Source organism: Brevundimonas fontaquae (assembly GCF_017086445.1).
GTDB lineage: Bacteria > Pseudomonadota > Alphaproteobacteria > Caulobacterales > Caulobacteraceae > Brevundimonas > Brevundimonas fontaquae.
The window spans coordinates 2190251-2211326 of sequence record NZ_CP070968.1 but is presented as its reverse complement, the minus strand read 5'-3'; the positions used below and the strand labels follow the sequence as shown (position 1 = coordinate 2211326).

The window sequence follows — 21076 nt, the reverse complement described above, 5'->3', positions numbered from 1 at the left end:
ACCATGGTCAACCAACTTCGCCCGGCCCTCGTCATGACGGCTCTGTTCACCCTGCTGCTGGGGCTGGCCTATCCGCTGGCCGTCACCGGCATCGCCCAGGTCGCCTCCCCGGACCAGGCCAACGGCAGTCTGGTGCGCGACGCCGGCGGGCGGGTCGTCGGCTCGTCCCTGATCGGCCAGCCTTTCGTCGGCGCGACCTATCTGCATCCGCGCCCGTCGGCGGCGGGCGACGGCTATGACGCCGCCGCCTCGTCCGGCTCCAACATGGGGCCGCTGAACCCGGACCTGATCGCTCGCGTCGCCGAAAGCGCTCAGACGATCCGCGCCGAGGACGGCCCCGGCGTCATCCCCGCCGATGCGGTGACGACCTCGGGTTCGGGCCTCGACCCGGACGTGTCCCCGGCCTACGCTCGGCTTCAGGCCGCGCGGATCGCCCGCGCCAGAGGTGTTCCCGTGCAACAGGTCCAGAGCATCATCGAGGCGCACATCGAGGGGGCCTTCCTGGGCTTCATCGGCCAGCCGCACGTCAATGTCCTGCTGACCAACCGCGCGCTGGACGCCCGCTTCGGCGCGGAGGGCTGATTGCCCGAAACGGCGCCAGCAACGCCCGCGACTTCAGCCGCTCCGTGCCGCAAGCGCGGGCGGCTGAAGGTGTTTCTGGGCATGTCGCCCGGCGTGGGCAAGACCTATGAGATGCTGCGCGCCGCACGCCGTCGAAAGGCCGAGGGGCTGGACGTCGTCGTCGGCGTGGTCGAGACCCACGGCCGCAAGGAAACGATGAGCCTGCTGCGCGGGCTCGACGTCATGCCGCGCGCGCCGATCGAACACCGCGACCGCGCCCTGATGGAGTTCGACCTGGACGGCGCCCTGGCGCGACGGCCCGAACTGTTGCTGGTCGACGAATACGCCCACTCCAACGCGCCGGGTTCGCGCCATCCCAAGCGCTGGCAGGATGTGGAGGAGCTGCGCGACGCGGGCATCGACGTCTGGACCACGCTGAACATCCAGCATCTGGAAAGCCTGTCCGACGTCATTTTGCGCATCACCGGCGTGCGCCAGCGCGAGGCCGTGCCCGACAGCGCCCTGACCGGCGCCGACGACATCGAGGTCATCGACATCACGCCCGAAGACCTGCGGGTGCGTCTGGCCGAGGGCAAGGTCTATGTGCCCGAAACGGCGCGGGTGGCGTCCGAGAACTTCTTCAAAATCGAAAACCTGACGGCGCTGCGCGAACTGGCCCTGCGGCGCGCGGCCCAGACGGTGGACGACCAGTTGCTGACCCACCTGCGCGAACGGGGCGTGTCGGGGCCGTGGGCGGCGAACGAGCGGATCCTGGTGCTGGTCGGCGGCGACGCCATGACCGCCTCCCTGGTGCGGACCGGTCGGCGGATGTCGGACATGATGATGGACGCCCCCTGGTCGGTCGCTCACGTCGAAAGACCCAGCGGATCGCGCGCCGACGCCCGCTCGGCGGGACGATTGTCCGAGGCTTTCAAACTGGCCGAACAACTGGGCGGGCGGCCCGTGACCATCAGTGGCGACGACGTGGTGCGCGCCGTTCTGGACCACGCCCATCGCAACAACGTCACCCAGATCGTCATCGGCAAGACGCGCGGCGGGCGGTTCGCCGAATGGACCGGCCGGGCCCTGGCGACCGAACTGCTGCGCAAGGCTCAGGGCGTCGCCGTCCACGTCGTGACCGAAGGCGACCTGGCCGCGCCCGAACCGGCGACCCGGCCGGGCGTCAGGGCGGCGCTGGACTGGCGCGGCTATCCGGCCGGCGCGGCCTTCGTCCTGGCAGCGACAGGGGCGGCCCTGTTGCTGGACACCCGGTTCGAGCGGGTCGATCTGGGCGTCATCTATCTGGCGGCGGTGGTGGCGGCCGGGGTGCTGAACGGCCTCAGACCCGCGCTGGCGGCGGCGACCCTGGCCTTTCTGACCTACAACTTCCTGTTCCTTCAGCCGCGCTACAGCTTCCTGATCGGTTCACCGACCGACTTCCTGACGCTGCTACTCTTCTGGGGCGTGGCCCTCGGCACGGGCGCCCTGGCGGGGCGAGTGCGCGAACAGGCCAGAGCCGCGCAGCGGCGCGCCGCCGCCGTCTCGGCCCTGCTGGCCGCCAGCCAGACCCTGTCGGCGGGCCAGGATCGCGCGACCACGGCCCGCAGCCTGGCCGAACAGGCCTCGGCCGCCGCCGGCGCGGGCGCCGTCGTCCTGCTGCCCGACGGCGAGGACATTGTGCTGACGGCGGCGAGCCCCGAGGGCGTGACCCTGGCCCCTGATGCCATGGCCGCCGCCCGCTGGGCCTGGACCCACGGCGAGGTGACGGGCCACGGCACCGGCACCCTGCCGCAGACCCACTGGCGGTTTCAGCCTCTGCAGGGCGTGCGCGGCCGGGCCGGCGTGGCGGGCATCGACGCCTCGGTCGTGGCGGCGGGCTCGGACGAGGAACGTCTGGCGATGGCCCTGTTGGACCAGGGCGCCGTGGCGCTGGAGCGCGCCGATCTGGCCGGTCAGGCGCTGGAGACCGAGACCTTGCGCCGCGCCGACCGTTTCCGTGCGGCCTTGATGAACTCGGTCAGCCACGACCTGCGCACGCCCCTGTCCACCGTCCTGGGCTCGGCGACGACCCTGATCGACTATGGCGCGACCCTGAAGCCCGAGGTTCGCGACGACCTGCTGCTCAGCATCCGCGAAGAGGCCGAACGCCTGTCGCGCTATGTCGGCGACCTCTTGGATATGACCCGGCTGGAAGGCGGCGGCCTGAACGTGCGCACAGACTGGGTGGACGTGCGCGATATTCTCAACGCCGCCGCAGAGCGGGTGGCGCGTCGACTGGGCACCCGTCACGTGACCCGCGACTTTCCCTCCCAGCTGAGCCTGGTTTTGTTGGACCAAGGTCTGCTGGAGCAGGCCGTCGTCAACATCCTGGAAAACGCCATCGCCTACAGCCCCGACGGCTCGACCATCGAACTGGCCGCCTATGAGGATCGAGGCTCGGTCGTCATCTCAATCGAAGATGAGGGCAGGGGAATACCCACCGCCGAGCTGGAACGGGTGTTCGACAAGTTCCGCCGAATGGAAGAGTCCACCGACCGATCAAAGGGCGCGGGCCTGGGCTTGGCCATATCCAAGGGATTTGTCGAAGCCATGGGCGGCCGCATCGCCGCCGCCAGCCCCATCGCCGACGGCAAGGGCACCCGCATTCTGATCAGCCTTTCGAAGGCGATCGCGACCCATCGCGACCTGTTGTAGAGCGCCCATGTCCGCCGTCCGCCCCGTGATCCTCGTCATCGACGACGAGCCTCAGATTCACCGCTTCCTGTCGCCTGCGCTGGACGCGGCCGGGTATCAGCCGAAACGAGCGGACAGCGGGCAGGATGGCTTGCGGGGCGTCGCTCTCTGGTCGCCCGATGCGGTCGTTCTGGATCTCGGCTTGCCTGACATGGACGGCAAGGACGTCCTGAAACGCGCGCGAGAGTTCTACGCGGGACCCATCATTGTCCTCTCGGCGCGGGACCGAGAGGCGGAGAAGATCGCGGCCCTCGATCTGGGCGCCAACGACTATGTCGAAAAACCCTTCGGCATCGGTGAACTCCTGGCCCGTCTGAGGGTGAGCATGCGCGCCTCGATTTCCGAGACCATCGGTCCCGTGACCGCTGGAGACATCTCCATCGACATCGAACGCCGCCGTGTCCGTCGCTCTGGAGAAATCGTCAAACTGACCCCAAAGGAGTTCGAGGTTCTCGCCCATCTGGCCCGCCACCACGGCAAGGTCATCAGCCACGGCGATTTGCTCACGGCCGTCTGGGGCGCCGCGCACGTCAACGACACCCAGTACCTTCGCGTCGTCGTGGGACAGCTGAGGCATAAGCTGGAGGCCGATCCTGCCAGCCCAATCCTACTGCTCACCGAGCCTGGCGTGGGCTATCGGCTGGAAGCCTGAATGTGCGCTTGCTGGCGCGCAGCCAGAATCCGGCTTTTGGCGTGCAAAGGGCTTGGCGTCGGTGTCCGCACGACCATTTTAGAGGGGTGCAAAGGCGGGTGGCGCCAACTCGGCGCTCAGATTATTCAGTTAATTCAGAGCTTCTTGGCGGAAGCGGTGGGATTCGAACCCACGGACGGCTCTCACCGTCGCTGGTTTTCAAGACCAGTGCCTTAAACCACTCGGCCACACTTCCTTGCCGCCGCAGCGGAGGCGGACGCCATAGCAGGCGAACGGGTCATTAACCAAAGCGGAAATGTCTTCGGTCATCCTGTTTTCGTATTTTTTGCGAGGCGGGTCGATGACGTTTGGACAGGGAGTGCGCGGCGCGCTGATCCTGGGGCTGTTTTCGCTGCTGGCCGCCTGTTCCACCGTCGGCGGAGCAGGCGTGCGTGGGACGGTCGCCGGGCGCGGCGAGGATCATCCGCCCGTCGTCAAGGATCCGGCGCCGATCGTGTCGGGGACGATGCGCCCCTATCAGGTGCGCGGGCGCTGGTACACGCCCAAGGAACAGCCGGATTACGAGGAGGTCGGGATGGCGTCCTGGTACGGCGACGCCTTCAACGGGCGACCGACTTCGACCGGCGAGCGGTTCGACATGCATGCCCTGACGGCGGCGCACAAAACCCTGCCTCTGCCCGGTCTGGTCGAGGTGACGAACCTGGAGAACGGCCGGCAGCTGGTGGTGCGGATCAATGACCGCGGGCCGTTCGTGGACAGCCGGATCATCGACCTGTCGCGAGAGGCGGCGAGCGAGCTGGGGATGCTGTCGCAGGGCGTGGGGCGGGTGCGGGTGCGCTACCTCGGCCGGGCGCCGCAGCAGGGCGGGGGCACGCTGCTGCGGGCTTCGGCGCCGACACCGCGAGGCGTGGTCCCGGCCAGCCCGCCCGTCAGCGCGCCCGTTATCGCCCCCACGCCGGTTGCGGTTGCTGAGGTGACGACCTTCTGGGTCCAGGCGGGCAGCTTCTCGGATCAGGTCGAGGCCGGACGAATCGCCGACAGCCTGAGCGGCTGGGTGCGGGCCGATCGGGGCGCGGGGCGGTTTAATGTGGTGGTGGGCCCCTGGGACAGCGCCAATGCGGCCGAGGCGGCGCGTCAGTCGGTCGTGGCGAGGGGTTATGCGGGCGCCCTGTTGATATCCGGCAGCTGATCGCGCGGGCGGGCTTGCGCCGGGCGGCGTCGGCGCGCCATGAAGGCGCGTGACCCGTGGACAATTCATAAGCTTCGAAGGCGGCGAGGGCGCCGGCAAATCGACCCAGGTCGGGCGGCTGGTCGCGCGGCTGCAGGCGGTGCTGGGCGAGCGCAAGGTCGTGCGCACGCGTGAACCGGGCGGCTCCAAAGGCGCTGAGGTGATCCGCAATCTGGTGGTGGCCACGGACGCCGAGCCATGGTCGGCCATGACCGAGACGCTGCTGATGTACGCCTCGCGCTCGGACCATCTGGAGCGGACCATTCGCCCGGCGCTGGCGGCCGGCGACTGGGTGGTGTGCGATCGGTTCGCCGATTCAAGCCGGGCCTATCAGGGTGCTGGCGGCGGCGTGGCGCAAAGCTTCATCGAACAGATTGACGCGGGCGTGGTCGGGGTCGACCAGCCGGACCTGACCCTGGTGTTCGACCTGCCGGTCGAGGTCGGCCTGGAGCGGGCGTTCGGGCGCGGCCTGTTCGAGACGCGGTTCGAATCCAAGGGTCTGGAGTTCCATCAGCGGCTGCGCGAGGGCTTTCTGAGGATCGTCGAGGCCAATCCGCAGCGTTGCGTGCTGATCGACGCGGTCGGATTGCTGGACGAGGTCGAGGCGCGGGTCTGGCAGGCGGTTCAGGATCGGCTGCTGTGAGCGACGATCACCCCCGCGACCGGTTCGACCTGGTTCCCGATGCGGCGGCGGAGACGGCGTTTCTGGACGCCTGGGAGCGGGGGCGGCTGCACCACGCCTGGCTGCTGTGCGGGGTCGAGGGGACGGGCAAGGCGACCTTCGCCTATCGGGCGGCGCGACGGCTGCTGGGCGCGGCGGCCGATCCGGCGTCCGGGCCGCTGGGCGCGCGGCGCGATGATCCGGTCAGCCGGCTGATCTCGGCCCAGTCGCATCCGGACCTGCTGGTGTTGGAACGGCTGGTTGAGGGCGGCAAGACGAAGAAGTCGATCTCGGTCGATCAGTCGCGCGAACTGCCGGAGTTCTTTTCAAAGAGCCCGTCGCAAGCCCAGTTTCGGGTGGCGATCATCGATGCGGCAGACGACCTGAATCTCAACGCCGCCAACGCCTTGCTGAAGGTTCTTGAGGAGCCGCCCGAGCGTGGCGTGCTGTTTCTGGTCACCCATGCGCCGGGGCGGTTGCTGGCGACGATCCGGTCGCGGTGCCGGCGGCTGAGCTTTCCGATCTGGGCGCCGGATCGGCTGGAGACCCTGGTGCGCAACCGGACGGGCGCAGAGCGTGAGGACGCCGAACATGCGGCCGTCATGGCGGGCGGATCGCCGGGCGCGGCCCTGGCCCTGGCGTCCGGCGCGACGTTCGAGATGGACCAGCTGGCGCGGCGCTGGGTCGAGGGCGATGTGGACCGAGCCGAAGCTCTGGCCATAGCCGACCGGTTCCGCGGAGCCGAGGGGCAGGAGCGATTCGAAACCCTGATGGACCGGCTGATCGCGGCGGTGCGGATGCGCGCCTTGCAGAGCGCACCGGGCGCCGGCAATCGATGGGCTGAACTATGGGAGCGGCTGCAGCCGCTGCCGGAACGGGCGGCGGGACTGAACCTGGACAAGGCCGATGTGCTGGCCGGGGCGCTGGCGGACCTGAAGCGGGTTCAGGCCCAGCAGGAGCGGGTGGGCTGATGCTGATCGACAGCCATGTGAACCTGCACGCGCCGCAGTTCGACGAGGACCGCGACGCCGTGATCGCGCGGGCGAGAGAGGCGGGCGTCGGGCTGATGGTGGAGATCTCCGACAAGCTGACGACCTTCGAGGCGACGCACGGCATCGCCATGGCCAATGAGGACATCTGGTGCACGGTCGGGGTCCATCCGCACGAGGCCAAGGATGCGGCGGACCTGACGGCGGCGACCCTGATCGAACTGGCCCAGCGGCCCAAGGTGGTCGGGATCGGCGAATGCGGTCTGGATTTCCACTACGATTTCAGCCCGCGCGAGGTGCAGGCGGCGGTGTTCCGGCAGCATGTGGCGGCGGCGCGCGAAACCGGTCTGCCGCTGGTGATCCATACGCGTGAGGCGGACGATGTGATGGCGTCGATCCTGCGCGAGGAGTATGCCGTGGGGCCGTTCAAGATGTTGATGCACTGCTATACGAGTGGCGCGGAACTGGCGAAAATCGCTGCTGAAATGGGCGCCTGGTTTTCGGTTTCCGGTATCGCCACCTTCAAGGCGGCCGAGGACGTGCGGGCGGTGATCCGCGACATGCCGGGCGACCGGATCATCGTCGAGACCGACTGCCCCTATCTGGCGCCCATTCCGCATCGTGGACGGCGCAATGAGCCGGCCTACATCGGCCATGTGCTGGACAAGCTGGCCGAGATCCGCGGCTGGAGCGCCGAGGAGGCGGACCGCGTCACGACCAAGGCCTTCTTCGGCCTTTTTGACCGGATACCCAGACCCGCATGAGTTTCGAAGTCGTCATTCTGGGCAGCGGATCGTCGGGCGGGGTGCCGCGCGGGGACGGCGACTGGGGCGCCTGCGACCCGGCCGAGCCCAAGAACCGGCGCACGCGCTGTTCGATGCTGGCGAGAAAGACCGGCGCCGAGGGTGTGACCAATGTCCTGATCGACACCTCGCCGGACCTCCGCGAACAGATGCTGGCCAGCGGCACGAAACATGTGGATGCGGTCCTCTACACCCACGATCATGCGGACCAGACCCACGGGATCGACGACCTGCGCACCTTCGCCGCGCGGGCGAGAAAGCGCATTCCGGCGTGGATGGATGCGGCGACCCACAGCTCGCTAACGCATCGGTTCGACTACATCTTCGAGAGCAAGTTCGGTTATCCGCCGCTGTTGGACGGTCGGATCATTCCGCCGCATGGCACGGCCTGGTCGGTCGAGGGCGCGGGCGGCTCGATCCCGGTCAAGACCTTCGACCAGGCGCACGGGCCGATCCGCTCGGTCGGCTATCGATTGGGCGATGTCGCCTATTCCAGCGACGTATCCGATCTGGACGAGGCGGCCCTGGCGGCGGTGGCCGGCTGCAAGCTCTGGATCGTCGATGCGCTGCGTTACGCGCCCCATCCGACACATGCTCATCTGGACCAGGCTCTGGCGTGGATCGCCGCCGCAGACGTGGAGCGTGCGGTGCTGACGAATCTGCACATCGACATGGATTACAATACGTTGTCGGCCCTTGTTCCCGAAAACGTCGAGGTCGGGTTCGATGGCTGGAGCCGAGTGATCGGCTAGCTTGCGCCGGCCTTGTGGTTCTTCCAGTCGAACAGCTCTTCCAGCACCTGCACGGCCTGGCCGCGTTCCGAGGTCAGATCCGGATCGCGGTTCATGATCAGCCGCGCATCGTCGGCGGCGGCCAGCATCAGGCTGCGGTGCCGGATCGGGTCGGCGAAGCGGTAGGCGGGAAAACCGCTTTGTTTCAGGCCCAGGGGATCGCCGCCGCCGCGCAGGCGGAAGTCTTCCTCTGCGATCTCGAATCCGTCTTCGGTGCGACGCAGGGTTTCGAGCCGCTCTTTCGCCGTCTCGCCCAAGGCGCCGTCCTGACCGCCGTATAGCAGGATGCAGGCACTGGCCTTTGCGCCGCGACCGACGCGGCCGCGCAACTGGTGTAACTGGGCCAGGCCGAAGCGGTCGGCGTGTTCGATCACCATGATCGAGGCGTTGGGCACGTCCACGCCGACTTCGACCACCGTGGTGGCGACGAGGACCGGCAGGCGGCCGTCGGCGAAGTCGGCCATGACGGCCTCGCGCTCGGCGCCCGGCATCTGGCCATGAGCCAGGCCGACCTCGAAGCCCAGCAGGCGTCTCAGATCGCTGGCGCGATCGACGGCGGCCGCCAGGTCGATGGCCTCGGATTCCTCAACCAGAGGGCAGATCCAATAGGCCTGGGCGCCGCTTTCGACGGCGGTCTTCAGGCGGGCGGCGACCTCACCGATGCGGGCCAAGGGCAGGACGGCGGTTGTGACGGGGGTGCGGCCGGGCGGTTTCTCCATCAGGCGACTGACCTCCAGCTCGCCGTATTGCGTTAGCTCAAGCGTGCGGGGGATGGGGGTGGCCGACATGGTCAACAGATGCACGGCGCCCAGGCGCGGGTCGCCCTTGGCTTGCAATCGCTGGCGCTCGTTCACGCCGAAACGGTGCTGTTCGTCGATGACGGCCAGGGCCAGGCGGTCGAAGCGAACGGCGTCCTGGAACAGGGCATGGGTGCCGATGGCGACCTGGGCGTGACCCGAGGCCAGGGCAGCCAGTTTCTCGCGTCGTTGCGCCGGGGTGTCGCGGCCGGTGAGCAGGACCGCAGACACGCCAGCCGCGCCCAGCATGGGGCCGAGCTTCTCGTAATGCTGGCGCGCCAGGATTTCGGTCGGGGCCATTAGCGCGGACTGGAAGCCGCTCGAAGCGGCGTCGGCCAGAGCGACGGCGGCGACGGCGGTCTTGCCTGAGCCGACATCGCCTTGCAGCAATCGGCCCATCTGCTGGCCCGACGCCAGATCACGACGGATTTCGGCGACGGCCTTGGCCTGGGCGTTGGTCAGCTGGAAGGGCAGGGCCTGGAGCAGATGTTCGGACGCTGCGCCGGGGGCGATGACGGGGGCGGGTCTGATCTCGCGGGCGCGGCGACGGCGGGCCAGAGCCAACTGATGGGCCAGGAACTCGTCATAGGCCAGGCGCTGGCGGGCGGGGGCGTCGGGCGACAAGTCCATCTCGGCTGTAGGGGCATGCAGGGCGTCCAGAGCGGCGCGCCAACCCAGCCAGTTCTGCTTCTTGAGCCAGGCGGGATCCTGCCACTCCGGCAGGTCGGGCGCGGTGGGCAGGGCGCCCTGAACCAGTTTACGCAACTGGCGCGAGCTGAGGCCCTGCGTCGCTGGATAGACGGGCTCGGACGCCGGAATGTCGGCGGCCCTGTCTGGCGTGACGATGTCCGGATGGACGATTTGGACCTCGCCATTGAACCTTTCGACCTTGCCCGCGACCAACCGCGTCTCGCCGCGCGGCAACAGCCGGTCGATGTGCTGGGGCGAACCGCCGAACCAGACCAGATGCACGAAGCCGGTGGGATCGCTGGCCCGGACCTTTAGCGGCGCGCCAGGACGGCTGGGGGTGAAGAGGCGATCGATGGTCACGGTGAACACGCCCACCTCGCCATCGACCGCGGTGGCGGCCTCAGCAGGGCGGCGCACGATGACGCCGGACGGGCTGAGGAACAGCAGATCGCGAACGAGCGGGCCCGCCACCTTTTGCACCAGAGGCAGGACGCGAGGGCCCACGCCCTTAAGGGTCGAGACCTCGGCGAACAGGGGAAAGAGAATCTGCGGACGCATCGCCGTGAACATAGCGTGACCATGACGGGTGGCGAAGTCCGTTGAGGAACGCTATCTGCGCTTCTTCCATTTGAAGACGCTAACGCTCGCCACGCGGTGGCTCGCTGCTTGAGCGTCTTCTCACTTTGCCGGGCAAGGATTCTTGTGGCCGAAATCGACGCGCGTCCCGAAAGCGAAATGAGCCCTGAACAGATGACGCCTGAGCGCAGGCAGCGGCTGGGACGCATTCAGTTCCGCGCATGGCGGCGGGGCTTTCGCGAGGCTGATATGGTTCTGGGTCCATTTTCCGATCAGGTCGCGCCGACCCTGACCGATGCGGAACTGGACCAATTCGAGCAGCTGATCGACGAGGAAGACCAGTGGCTTTACGGCTGGATCATCGAGCGTGACCCGACGCCGCCGGAATTCGAGACCCCTGTGATGGCCAAGGTGCGCGCCTTCATGCGCGCCCACGTCGCGGCCGAAGTCGGCAAGGGAATCGGCTGATGGACGCCAAGGTCGAACACCGGACCGACGCCGATCTTGGCGGCGCGCCCGAGGGGCTGGACGCGCTGATCGTCGCCGAACGGATCAAGGCCGGGGGCGGCGTCGGCCTGTTCGTCGCACGCGACTTTCAGAGGTCGGGGAGCTTCGTTCAGGCGTTTCAGTTCTTCTCGAAAGATATTGAAGTCCTGGATTATCCTGCGTGGGACTGTCTGCCCTATGACCGACTGAGCCCCACGGCGGGAATCGCCGCGCAGCGGATGGCGACGCTGACGCGGCTGGCGATGCGCAAGCCTGGCGATGCGCCTGTTCTGGTCGTGACTACGGTGTCGGCGGCCATGCAGCGCACGCCGCCCAAGTCGGTCACGACACAGGCCGGGTTCGAAACCAAGGTCGGACGCGATCTCGATATCCAGGCGCTGGAGCGATATTTCGCCGCCAACGGCTATGTCCGGGCCTCGACCGTGTCGGAGCGCGGTGAGTTCGCGGTGCGCGGCGGGGTCGTCGACGTCTATCCGCCCGGCTTCGAGGAGCCGGTCCGGCTGGACATGTTCGGATCCGAGCTGGAATCGATCCGCACCTTCGATCCCGAAACGCAGCGGTCGACCGGCCAGATGACGTCCGTGTCCCTCGCGCCGGTGTCGGAAGCGCTGCTGGATGCGGCCGCCATCTCGCGCTTTCGCACGGGTTATCTGAACCTGTTCGGCGCGCCGGGCGACGACCCGCTGTATGCGACGATCAGCGAGGGCGCGCGGCGTCAGGGCATGGAACAGTGGCTGCCGCTGTTTTATGAGACCTTGGACAGCCTGTTCGACTATCTGCCGGACGACGCGGCGATCTTCCTAGACAACCAGGTCGAGACGGCCCGCGCCGAGCGATGGGATCTGGTCGCGGACGCCTATGATGCGCGCGCCGAGGCGGCCAAGGCCAAAGGTCAGGCCAGCGCCAATCGCGCCTTGCCGCCCAAGCGGCTCTATCTGGACGCCGGCGACTGGAACCAGGCGCTGGCGGGTCGCACCGTGCGGCGCTTCACGCCCTTCTCCACGGGTGGCGAGGATGCCGGCGGACGTTTGGGCCGGACCTTCGCCGCCGAGCGGGCGCAGGACAGCGTCAATCTGTTCGAGGCGGTGGCGGCCCATGCGGCGGCGCTGAAGGCCGAGGGCAAGCGGGTGCTGTTCGCCTCCTGGACCGAAGGATCGTCGGAGCGTCTGGCGACCATGCTGGCCGACCACGGGCTGGATCACATCGTCGCCGTGCGCGACTGGGCCGATGTTCAGGCGGCCCCGAAAGATCTCTATCTGCGCGGCGTCCTGCCGGTTGAGCATGGCTTTGTCACCGACGAGGTCGCGGTCATTTCCGAGACCGACATCTTGGGCGACCGTTTGGCGCGGCCGCGCAAGAAGCGCCGCGCCTCGAACTTCCTGGCGGAGGCGTCGGCCCTGACGACGGGGGATCTGGTCGTTCACCTGGATCACGGTATCGGCCGGTATGAGGGGCTGAAGACGCTGGAGATCCAGCAAGCCCCGCACGATTGCCTGGAGCTGTTCTACGCCGGTGAGAGCAAACTCTATCTGCCGGTTGAAAACATTGACCTTCTGACTCGATACGGGTCGGACTCCGAAGGCGTCCAACTGGACAAGCTGGGCGGCGCAGGCTGGCAGGCGAGAAAGGCCAAGGCCAAGGAACGTCTGCGCGCCATGGCCGAGGGGCTGATCGCTCTGGCCGCCAAACGGGCGCTGCGCGAGACCGATGCGGTCACGCCGCCGCCGGGTCTGTTCGCCGAGTTCTGCGCGCGCTTCCCCTATGAGGAGACCGACGATCAGCTGAACGCCATCGGCGATGTGCTGGAAGATCTGGGCAAGGGCACGCCGATGGATCGCCTGATCTGCGGCGATGTCGGCTTCGGCAAGACCGAGGTGGCGCTGCGGGCCGCCTTCGTCGTGGCCATGACGGGGCAGCAGGTGGCGATCGTTGCGCCGACGACCCTGCTGGCGCGCCAGCACTACAAGACCTTCACCGAACGCTTCGCCGGCTGGCCGGTCAAGGTGCGTCAGTTGTCGCGGATGGTGGGGTCCAAGGAGGCGGCGGAGACGCGCGCCGGGCTGAAGGACGGCTCGGTCGAGATCGTCGTCGGCACCCATGCGGTGCTGAGCGAACAGGTCGGGTTCCGCGACCTGGGCCTGGTCATCGTCGACGAGGAGCAGCACTTCGGCGTCAAGCACAAGGAGAAGCTGAAGACGCTGCGCGCCGATGTGCATCTGTTGACCCTGACCGCCACGCCGATCCCGCGGACGCTTCAGATGGCGCTGTCGGGCATCCGCGAAATGTCGATCATCGCCACCCCGCCGGTCGATCGCCTGGCCGTGCGGACCTACGTCACGCCGTGGGATCCGGTGCTGGTGCGTGAGGCCCTGCTGCGTGAGAAATATCGCGGGGGTCAGGCCTACTACGTCGCGCCGCGCCTGAAGGACCTGCCCGCCATCGAGAAGTTCCTGCGCGAACAGGTGCCCGAGGTGAAGTTTGTCGTCGGTCACGGCCAGATGAGTGCGACCCAGCTGGAAGCGGTGATGAGCGCCTTCTACGACGGGGAATATGACGTCCTGGTCTCCACCACGATCGTCGAGAGCGGGTTGGACATTCCGACGGCGAATACGCTGATCGTGCACCGCGCCGACATGTTCGGCCTGGCGCAGCTTTATCAGATCCGGGGCCGGGTCGGGCGGTCCAAGGCGCGCGCCTTCGCCTATCTGACCACCGATGCGGTCAAGCCGATGACCCTGTCGGCCGAGCGGCGGTTGCAGGTTCTGCAGTCGCTGGACAATCTGGGCGCCGGCTTCCAACTGGCCAGCCACGATCTGGACCAGCGCGGCGGCGGCAATCTGCTGGGCGACGAACAGTCGGGCCATATCCGCGAGGTGGGCGTCGAACTGTACCAGCAGATGCTGGAAGACGCCGTTGCTGAGTTGCGCGAGAAGGGCGAGGGACAGGCGGTGGATCGCGGTTGGTCGCCGTCCATCAATGTCGGCGCTTCTGTCCTGATTCCAGAAGATTACGTGCCGGACCTGAACGTGCGTCTGAGCCTTTATCGCCGTCTTTCCGATGCCGAACAGGCCGAGGACCGCGAAGCCTTGGCCGCCGAACTGATCGACCGTTTCGGGCCCTTGCCGGATGAGGCGCAGCAGTTGCTGAAGATCGTCGGCATCAAGTCGAACTGCCGCAAGGCCTGCATCGAGAAGATCGACATCGGGCCGCGCGGCGCAGTGTTGACGTTGCGCGACAACAGCTTCCCCAATCCGGCGGGACTTGTGGGGCTGATCCAGAAGAACCACGCCTTCTGGAAGATTCGGCCGGATCAGAAGATCGTCGTTTCAGGCGATTGGCCGACGGCGGAAGAGCGATTGAAGGTGGCCGAACGGATCACCGCCGATCTGGCGCGGGTGGCGGGGGCGTAAAGCCCCTCAGCGCGTCTTTTCGAACAGGTCGGCCGAGGCGCGCTCAAGCAGGGCGGCGGCGCTTTCGTCGGGACGCATCTCGGCGGCGCCGACGTCGAACTCGGCGACGAACGGCGACCGGTCCGGGCCGGCATCGAAGGCAGTGCAGCCGATAACGGCGGCGATTCGCTCAGCGGCCAGACGCGCCGGTTCAGCGTGGGTCGCGGGCAGGGCCAGGGCGAAGACCTCCTTGGCCAGGCGGGCAGGGGTGTCCTCGACGCGGACCAGGCGCGAAACCATGGCGCCGATCTGCGGCATGGCGCGATCCAACCAACCGCCCTGACGCGCCCAAGTGACGGATTCGGTTTCCCGCACCCTAAGGACGCAGACGGAAAGCGGGCGCTTGCGCGCGCGAGAGGCCCCGGCGACGCGGCCCAGGTGGCTGGCGAACAGTTCGGGCGTGAACAGGCCTGTTTCAGGATCCATCACGTCCAGGCTGCGCACCGAGTCCAGCGTCTTGCGGATGCCCAGATGTATGCGGTGCGCGCCGGCCAGGGCCAGGATCCGCTCGGCCGTTTCGCCCTCGGGCGTGTCGGCGGACGCGACATCGGCGAAGCCGCGATTGAACAGTTCAGCCAGGCTGATCTCGTTCCTGCCGCGCAGATAGAGCATCAGCGGGATGTGATACAGGCGCGTGTTGCGCTTCATGCCCGCCGCGATCGACAAGGCCGGCGCATGGTCTTCGGCGCCCCACAGAACGGCGGCGTCGAATGGGCTTTCGTGCAGATAGTCGAAGGCGGTGTAGGGCGTCGGCGCCGCGACCACCTCGACCCCGGCCGCGGTCAGGGCGTTCGACAGGGCGAGAAAGCGCCGGTCCGCGACGCCGGCGGCCAGAACACGCAAGGGACCATCGTCGTCGGTCCTTTTGTCCAAGCCGACCCCGCGCGTGGCGAAGGTGGTGACGCGCAGCCGATATTCTTCCTCAGCGATGGCGGCCCGGCCCAGCTGCTCCAGACGCAATGCGGCCTGGGCCGGATGCGGCGGCGTGGACATGGTCAAATCCGCGCCCTTCACCGAATCAGGGCGGGCGCCGATGACCACGATGGGCAGGCGGCGCGGCTCGGCGGCGGCGCGAAGGCGAGACGCCACGTCGGCGTCGAACGTGTTGATGTCGATGACGGCGGCTTCGAGCGGAAAGTCCTGAAGCGTCATCTCGGCGGAGACGACGTCGCGGGCGGTCACCGTCGTCCAGCCCAGCGCATCCAGACCCGCAGCGAGCGGCCCGATCCGGCCATCGTCAGCCGCCAGGATCAATACGCGCGCGTCGAAAGCCAAGCCGATCGTCTCCAAAAGTCGCCGCGCCAACAGCCGGCCGGAAACGCGCGGACCATAGCGACGAGGGTGTTAAGGATGCAATGTCGTCCGGCCAAAGCGATGCGGGCGAACCGCGAATGATCGTCCTCACGCGGATGAGACTTTCGCCACAGACGAATTCCGCTAGGTTCCGCCGCTTGTGCAACGGTTGTGGGGACCGATTTGAGTGAGCAACTGACACGGTCGGTCCTGAAAGCGCCAGGGTTCTGGGGCGGCCTGGCCGTGCGAGCGTTCACCCGCAGCTGGGGGCGCGACGTCATGCTCTATACGGGCGGCGTGTCCTTCTTCGCCCTGTTGGCCGTGTTTCCCGCGATCGCCATCCTGATCGGCTTCTACAAGCTAGGCCTGTCGATCAGCGAAGTCAGCGCCCAGGCGACCGCCTTGTCGGACCTGTTGCCCAAGGCGGCGCAGACCATTTTTCAGGGCGAGATCACGCGTTTGAGCAATGCGTCGGCGCGGACGGTTTCCGCTCAGAGCGCCTTCGCACTGTTCGTCGGCGCCTATGCCGCGCATCGAGGTTTCAAGGCCTTGTTGGCAGGATTGAACCTGATCCATGACGAGACCGAGCCGCACGGCTTCTTCAAGTTCAATCTGCTGGCCTTCTTCGTGGCCATCTTCGCTTTTGCGCTATTCACGGTCGTGTCGGGGGCGGTCGTCACCGTGCGCATCATGGCGCATGCGTCGTCGTCGGCCGCCGGCCTGCCCGGGCGAAGCGGCATGGCGCCGCTGGACGCCTTCCTGCCCGCCATCGGATTGGTGATCGGGCTGACGCTGCTTTACCGCTACGCCATGAGCCACAGGGCGCCGGTCGCCTGGCTGCCGGCGACGGCGGGCGGTCTGGTGGCGACACTGATGTCGGTCGTGTCGTCGTGGCTGTGCGCCATCTATGTCGAGCAGATCGCGCCGCTGGGGGCCACCTATGGATCGGTCGGCGCCGTGGTGGTGCTGCTGATCTGGCTGTCCTGGAACGTCAACGCCATCTTCTACGGCGGCGCCTTCGCCACCGAGATGGAACTGGCGGCCAAGGCGCGCGCGATCGCCGACACGCCGCCGGCCGATGTCGTCAATCTGTCGGAGCGTCGGGCTGGGCGCCGGTCTCGATCGTAAAACGAAGAAGGCCGTCGGCCTCTTCGATCTCGAGCACGCGGCCGCCTTTTTGAGACATCAGAAACGGCGCATCGATCCGGGCCATCGGATCGGTGGCCAGCAGCACGATCCGCGTGCCGGGCGAGGCCGTTTCCATCGCCTTCATCAGCTTCAGGCTGGGAACAGGGCAGCGGTGACCCCTGGCGTCGATGACGACAGGGTCGCTCACGCGAGCCGATCCGCCAGCAGTTCCAGCGCCACACGAACGCTGGCTTGGCGAATGTCGTCGCGGCCGAGGTCGCCGAACCGCTCGACACGGTGAACGACGCCTTGTGGGCCTGACGCCGCGAAGTGGACCAGACCCACGGGTTTATCGACCGATCCGCCGCCCGGTCCGGCCACGCCTGTTACGGACACAGAGACGGAGGCGCGCGAGTGCGCCACGGCGCCCTCAGCCATGGCCAGAGCAACAGCTTGCGACACGGCGCCGTGGGCGGACAGGCTTTCCAGCGACACGCCGAGCATCTCGGCCTTGGCCTCGTTGCTGTAGGTGACGAAGCCGCGATCCAGGACCGCTGACGAACCGGGGATGGCCGTGATCGCAGCGGACACCAGACCGCCCGTGCAGCTTTCGGCCGTCGCCAGCATCAGGCCGCGTTCGCTGGCCGTTGCGACAATCTGTTGCGCCAGCTGCGCGATATCTTGGGAAAACATGGTCTTTTCATAGGCCGCGAACCCCGCTCTAACCAGAGCCATGACCGAGGCTGTCGATCCGTTACGCCCCGCAGCCCCGACATCGGATCGCATCGCGCCGATCCTGTTCGCCGTCGCCATCTTCACATCGGCCTGCCTGGTCTTCGTCGTTCAGCCGATGGCGGCCAAGCTGCTGTTGCCGACGCTGGGCGGATCGCCTTCGGTGTGGAACGCGTCGATGGTGTTCTTCCAGACCGCGCTGCTCGCTGGATACGGCTATGCGCACCTGCTGCAACGTTTGGCGACGATGCGGGCGCAGGTCGGGGTTCACCTGGGTCTGCTGATCGTGGCGGCGTTTTTCCTGCCCCTGCAGATCAGCGGCCTGTTGGGTGATCCCGATCCGTCCCAACCGGCGATGTGGCTGCTGGCGACGCTGGCGGTGTCGATCGGCGCGCCGTTCGCGGTTCTGTCGGCGACCGCGCCGCTGCTTCAGGCCTGGTATGCGCGCGTGCGGGCCGGACATGCAGACGGCCAGAATCCCTACGTTCTCTATGCCGCCTCGAACCTGGGCAGCTTCCTGGCCCTGCTGGCCTATCCGGTCTTGATCGAGCCGCTGGCCAGCCTGTCGGGTCAGCGCCTGGGCTGGAGCGTCGGCTATGGGGTGTTCGTGGTGATGGTCGTGGGGCTGGGCGTTCAGGTCTGGCGGCGACGCGAGATTGGAACGGCGGAGCCCGCGCCACTTGAGGCCAGCCCGCCGATTGCTTGGCGCGAAAAGGGGATGCTGGTTCTGCTGGCCGCCGCACCGTCCAGTCTGATGCTAGGGGTGACGGCGCATCTGACGACGGATGTGGCTTCGGCGCCCTTTCTGTGGGTCATACCGCTCGCGCTCTACCTGCTGACGTTCGTCATCGCGTTTCAGACCCGGCCGGCGATCCCGCCAGTCATCAGCCTTGGGCTGCAGGCGGCGATGGGCGCGGCCTGCGCCGCCTTGGTCGCGTTCCGGACAGGCGAATGGCTTCTGGTGTTCACCGTCAATCTGGCGGCCTTCTTCTTTACAGCGCTTATGTGTCACCAAAGGCTGGCGGCGCGGCGGCCGACGCCGGATCGGTTGACCGAATTCTATCTCTTGCTGTCGCTGGGCGGCGTGGTCGGCGGGCTGTTCAATGGCCTGATCGCGCCGGCCGTTTTCGACATGGTGTGGGAATATCCGCTGGTGCTGGTGGCGGTCGGACTACTGCGGCCGTGGAGCCGTCGCGAGATCAGGCCGTGGGAGATCATCTGCTGCGTCGCCGGCGTGGTCATCGCCCTGCTGGGGCCGCTGTCGATGGAGGCGGTCCGGTATGCGCCGGACATCCGCGCGGCCATCCCCGACGCCGAACTGGTGCGGATCGCGCAAGCCATCCTGGGGATCGCGACCCTGTTCGCCTTTTTGGTGCGCGATCGAGCGGTGATGTTCACGATCGTTTTGGCGGCCATCGTCTGGTCCGGCTATCATCTGGCGCGCGGTTATGACTGGGCCCTGTCGGAACGCAGCTTCTTTGGCGTGATGCGGGTGGCCAAGATCTACGATCCACTGATGGGCGGGCCGGTCCATGTGCTGATGCACGGCACGACCCTACATGGCGCCCAGGCCCAGGCGCCGTCGAACCGCTGTCAGCCGACGCTCTACTATGCGACCTCGACGCCGCTGGGGCAGGCGATGCTGCAGATGCAGGCGAGACGGCTGGACGGCGCGCGCGTCGGCGTGGTGGGGCAGGGCTCGGGCGCCATGGCCGCCTACAAGCGCGCCCAGGACCAACTGACCTTTTTCGAGATCGATCCGATGGTGGATCGCCTGTCGCGCGACCTCCAATGGTTCAGCTTCATCAACGGCTGCGCCGATGGGCCGGTGCGGACGGTTCTGGGGGATGCGCGCCTGACGATGGATCGTGAGCCGGCAGGATCCTACGACCTGTTGGTCATCGACGCCTTCTCGTCTGACGCCGTGCCGACGCATTTGCTGACGGTGGAGGCGATCCGCGGCTATCTGCGGCTGCTGGCGCCCGACGGCGTCGTGGTGCTTCATCTGTCGAACCGGAACCTGGAGATCAGCCTGCCGGCCGAGGCGGCGGCGCAGGCGCTGAAGGTCCCGCACCTGCACCAGGTCTATATCGAGCAGTCGGGCCAGGGCGACATGGCCGAGGCCTCGACTGAGGCCCTGCTGATCGGCAAGAGCCCGGCGGCGCTGGAAGGGTTCAGGGACGATGCGCGTTGGCGAAAGCTGTCGCCGACGACGGTGCGTCCGTGGACGGACGACTACGTCAACTTGTTCGGATCGCTGGTGCGTCAGATGAAGATGGCGGCGCGCTAGGCCGCCGGCGTTTCCACGGTCGCCACGGCTTGGGCGGCCAGACCTTCGCCGCGTCCGGTGAAGCCAAGCCCTTCGGTCGTGGTCGCCTTGATGCTGACGGCGTCGAGCGGAAGATTTAGCAGCCCGGCGATCCGGTCGCGCATGGCCTGGCGGTGCGGCTTCACCTTGGGGCGTTCGCAGATCAGGGTGACGTCGACGTTGACAATGCGGCCGCCGCGCGCCGCGACCAGTTCGGCGGCATGGATCAGGAACTGGTCCGAGGAGGCGCCTTTCCATTTTGGATCCGTCGGCGGGAAATGGTCGCCAATGTCGCCCGCCGCGATGGCGCCCAGGATGGCGTCGGTCAGGGCGTGAAGACCGGCGTCCGCGTCGGAGTGCCCGATAAGCGTTTGATCGTGCGGCACCTCGATCCCACACAGCCAGACGGACCCGCCCGGCCCCCAGCGATGCACGTCATAGCCGGAGCCGATGCGGGTCTGATAACGTTGCGCTTGGGGCAGCAGAGCTTCGGCCATGGCGAAATCCTCGGGATAGGTCAGTTTCATCAGACGCGCATCGCCCTGAACTAGGGCCACCGCGCCGCCGTTGCGCTGGACGACCACGGCTTCGTCGGTCGGAACCTCGGCGTCCGACCAGGCGGCATAGGCGGTCTCGATCACGCCCCGGCGGAAGGCTTGAGGCGTCTGGGCGCGCCACAGACCGTCGCGCTCGACAACATCGGTCATGATGCCCGCCTCGCCACGCCGAAGGCTGTCGGCGACGGGCAGGACGGGCAGGGCGCCGTCTGAAGTTTCAAGAGCCGACAGAAGACGATCAACGACGACGCGATCCAGCAGGGGGCGGGCGGCGTCATGGATCAACACCGGCTGATCTGCCGGACAGGTCAGGGCCGCAAGCCCGGCGCGGACCGAATCGGCGCGGGCGGCTCCACCGACGACGGCTTTCCAACGCGGCAAACCGGACAGCACCTCCGCCACACGGTCAACGGCGTCAGGGGCGATCACGACGATCAGTTCGTCAGCGCCGGCGTTCAGCAAGGCCTCGGCAGACCAGCGCAGCACGGGCTTTCCTCCCAGGTCCCGCCACTGTTTGTCGCCGCCGGCGCGCGAGCCGGAACCGGCCGCGACGATGATGCCCGAGAATGTCATGGCGGCCTTGATAGTGCGGGCGGCGACGGGGCGAAACCATCAAAGCGC

General features: G+C 67.5%; 17 protein-coding genes and 1 tRNA gene. 12 read left to right on the top strand and 6 right to left on the bottom strand.

Translation table 11 applies throughout. From position 1 onward, the window contains the following. Nucleotides 1-3 precede the first annotated feature (3 nt). Genes kdpC through JX001_RS10875 form a run of 3 tightly spaced genes read left to right on the top strand, consistent with a single transcriptional unit; the run spans nucleotide 4 to nucleotide 3946 of the window. On the top strand, nucleotides 4-582 hold the full coding sequence (gene kdpC, locus JX001_RS10885) for a K(+)-transporting ATPase subunit C (protein ID WP_205681076.1): 579 nt from the start codon (nucleotides 4-6) through the stop codon (nucleotides 580-582). After that, a complete protein-coding gene (locus JX001_RS10880) occupies nucleotides 583-3255 on the top strand; it encodes a sensor histidine kinase (protein ID WP_205681075.1) in 2673 nt (890 codons plus the stop codon). Between the two features lie 7 nt (nucleotides 3256-3262). Then, nucleotides 3263-3946 (top strand): response regulator, encoded by a 684-nt coding sequence (locus JX001_RS10875; protein ID WP_066624684.1) that lies wholly within the window; start codon nucleotides 3263-3265, stop codon nucleotides 3944-3946. Nucleotides 3947-4091: 145 nt separating this feature from the next. Here the strand turns inward: JX001_RS10875 and JX001_RS10870 are convergent. Continuing rightward, nucleotides 4092-4181, bottom strand: a tRNA-Ser gene (locus JX001_RS10870). A 105-nt stretch (nucleotides 4182-4286) separates the two neighbouring features. Here JX001_RS10870 and JX001_RS10865 point away from each other — a divergent pair. The 5 genes from JX001_RS10865 to JX001_RS10845 are packed head-to-tail and all read left to right on the top strand — an operon-like array spanning nucleotide 4287 to nucleotide 8379. Further along, nucleotides 4287-5135 carry a septal ring lytic transglycosylase RlpA family protein gene (locus JX001_RS10865; protein WP_205681074.1) on the top strand — a complete coding sequence of 283 codons (849 nt, stop codon included), beginning with the start codon at nucleotides 4287-4289 and terminating at the stop codon, nucleotides 5133-5135. Nucleotides 5136-5184: 49 nt separating this feature from the next. Continuing rightward, nucleotides 5185-5817 carry a dTMP kinase gene (tmk, locus tag JX001_RS10860; protein WP_205681073.1) on the top strand — a complete coding sequence of 211 codons (633 nt, stop codon included), beginning with the start codon at nucleotides 5185-5187 and terminating at the stop codon, nucleotides 5815-5817. After that, entirely contained in the window at nucleotides 5814-6806 is a 993-nt protein-coding gene (locus tag JX001_RS10855) for a DNA polymerase III subunit delta' (RefSeq protein ID WP_205681072.1), read from the top strand. The genes tmk and JX001_RS10855 overlap by 4 nt, the downstream gene beginning before the upstream one ends. Continuing rightward, complete coding sequence (locus JX001_RS10850; RefSeq protein ID WP_205681071.1) at nucleotides 6806-7588, top strand: TatD family hydrolase; 783 nt, start codon at nucleotides 6806-6808, stop codon at nucleotides 7586-7588. The genes JX001_RS10855 and JX001_RS10850 overlap by 1 nt, the downstream gene beginning before the upstream one ends. Next, nucleotides 7585-8379, top strand: a complete 795-nt coding sequence (locus JX001_RS10845; RefSeq protein WP_205681070.1) for an MBL fold metallo-hydrolase — start codon at nucleotides 7585-7587, stop codon at nucleotides 8377-8379. The genes JX001_RS10850 and JX001_RS10845 overlap by 4 nt, the downstream gene beginning before the upstream one ends. On the opposite strand, the gene recG is transcribed toward JX001_RS10845, so the two are convergent. After that, entirely contained in the window at nucleotides 8376-10463 is a 2088-nt protein-coding gene (gene recG, locus JX001_RS10840) for an ATP-dependent DNA helicase RecG (protein WP_205681069.1), read from the bottom strand. The two genes, JX001_RS10845 and recG, sit on opposite strands and share 4 nt — an antisense overlap. A gap of 144 nt (nucleotides 10464-10607) precedes the next feature. On the opposite strand from recG, the gene JX001_RS10835 reads away from it, so the two are divergent. Together JX001_RS10835 and mfd are read left to right on the top strand one after the other, a co-directional pair. After that, nucleotides 10608-10949 carry an FAD assembly factor SdhE gene (locus JX001_RS10835; protein WP_241004617.1) on the top strand — a complete coding sequence of 114 codons (342 nt, stop codon included), beginning with the start codon at nucleotides 10608-10610 and terminating at the stop codon, nucleotides 10947-10949. Further along, a complete protein-coding gene (gene mfd, locus JX001_RS10830; protein WP_205681068.1) occupies nucleotides 10949-14398 on the top strand; it encodes a transcription-repair coupling factor in 3450 nt (1149 codons plus the stop codon). The genes JX001_RS10835 and mfd overlap by 1 nt, the downstream gene beginning before the upstream one ends. Nucleotides 14399-14404: 6 nt before the next feature. Here mfd and JX001_RS10825 read toward each other — a convergent pair whose 3' ends face one another. Then, nucleotides 14405-15712 carry a diguanylate cyclase domain-containing protein gene (locus JX001_RS10825; RefSeq protein WP_205681067.1) on the bottom strand — a complete coding sequence of 436 codons (1308 nt, stop codon included), beginning with the start codon at nucleotides 15710-15712 and terminating at the stop codon, nucleotides 14405-14407. Between the two features lie 297 nt (nucleotides 15713-16009). On the opposite strand from JX001_RS10825, the gene JX001_RS10820 reads away from it, so the two are divergent. After that, nucleotides 16010-16858 (top strand): YihY/virulence factor BrkB family protein, encoded by an 849-nt coding sequence (locus tag JX001_RS10820; RefSeq protein ID WP_410469666.1) that lies wholly within the window; start codon nucleotides 16010-16012, stop codon nucleotides 16856-16858. Here the strand turns inward: JX001_RS10820 and JX001_RS10815 are convergent. Both JX001_RS10815 and JX001_RS10810 read right to left on the bottom strand, forming a co-directional pair. Beyond that, nucleotides 16815-17066, bottom strand: coding sequence for a sulfurtransferase TusA family protein (locus tag JX001_RS10815; protein ID WP_205681066.1), 252 nt, complete (start codon nucleotides 17064-17066; stop codon nucleotides 16815-16817). The genes JX001_RS10820 and JX001_RS10815 overlap by 44 nt on opposite strands. Continuing rightward, nucleotides 17063-17551: a CinA family protein gene (locus JX001_RS10810; RefSeq protein WP_205681065.1), complete on the bottom strand. Its 489-nt coding sequence runs from the start codon at nucleotides 17549-17551 to the stop codon at nucleotides 17063-17065. Before JX001_RS10810 ends, JX001_RS10815 begins: the two co-directional genes overlap by 4 nt. 40 nt (nucleotides 17552-17591) lie before the next feature. On the opposite strand from JX001_RS10810, the gene JX001_RS10805 reads away from it, so the two are divergent. Then, nucleotides 17592-19880, top strand: a complete 2289-nt coding sequence (locus JX001_RS10805) for a spermidine synthase (protein WP_205681064.1) — start codon at nucleotides 17592-17594, stop codon at nucleotides 19878-19880. Here JX001_RS10805 and JX001_RS10800 read toward each other — a convergent pair. Continuing rightward, the gene (locus JX001_RS10800; protein ID WP_205681063.1) at nucleotides 19877-21028 is read right to left on the bottom strand and encodes a bifunctional 2-C-methyl-D-erythritol 4-phosphate cytidylyltransferase/2-C-methyl-D-erythritol 2,4-cyclodiphosphate synthase; all 1152 of its coding nucleotides are present in this window, start codon (nucleotides 21026-21028) and stop codon (nucleotides 19877-19879) included. The genes JX001_RS10805 and JX001_RS10800 overlap by 4 nt on opposite strands. Between the last annotated feature and the right edge of the window lie 48 nt (nucleotides 21029-21076).

Excerpts from the sequence above, each read along its gene's own strand:
- kdpC (WP_205681076.1), top strand. The coding sequence starts at position 4 with ATGGTCAACCAACTTCGCCCGGCCCTCGTCATGACGGCTCTGTTCACC.
- JX001_RS10875 (WP_066624684.1), top strand. The coding sequence starts at position 3,263 with ATGTCCGCCGTCCGCCCCGTGATCCTCGTCATCGACGACGAGCCTCAG.
- JX001_RS10865 (WP_205681074.1), top strand. The coding sequence starts at position 4,287 with ATGACGTTTGGACAGGGAGTGCGCGGCGCGCTGATCCTGGGGCTGTTT.
- JX001_RS10850 (WP_205681071.1), top strand. The coding sequence starts at position 6,806 with ATGCTGATCGACAGCCATGTGAACCTGCACGCGCCGCAGTTCGACGAG.
- JX001_RS10845 (WP_205681070.1), top strand. The coding sequence starts at position 7,585 with ATGAGTTTCGAAGTCGTCATTCTGGGCAGCGGATCGTCGGGCGGGGTG.
- recG (WP_205681069.1), bottom strand. The coding sequence starts at position 10,463 with ATGCGTCCGCAGATTCTCTTTCCCCTGTTCGCCGAGGTCTCGACCCTT.
- mfd (WP_205681068.1), top strand. The coding sequence starts at position 10,949 with ATGGACGCCAAGGTCGAACACCGGACCGACGCCGATCTTGGCGGCGCG.
- JX001_RS10820 (WP_410469666.1), top strand. The coding sequence starts at position 16,010 with ATGCTCTATACGGGCGGCGTGTCCTTCTTCGCCCTGTTGGCCGTGTTT.
- JX001_RS10810 (WP_205681065.1), bottom strand. The coding sequence starts at position 17,551 with ATGTTTTCCCAAGATATCGCGCAGCTGGCGCAACAGATTGTCGCAACG.
- JX001_RS10805 (WP_205681064.1), top strand. The coding sequence starts at position 17,592 with ATGACCGAGGCTGTCGATCCGTTACGCCCCGCAGCCCCGACATCGGAT.
- JX001_RS10800 (WP_205681063.1), bottom strand. The coding sequence starts at position 21,028 with ATGACATTCTCGGGCATCATCGTCGCGGCCGGTTCCGGCTCGCGCGCC.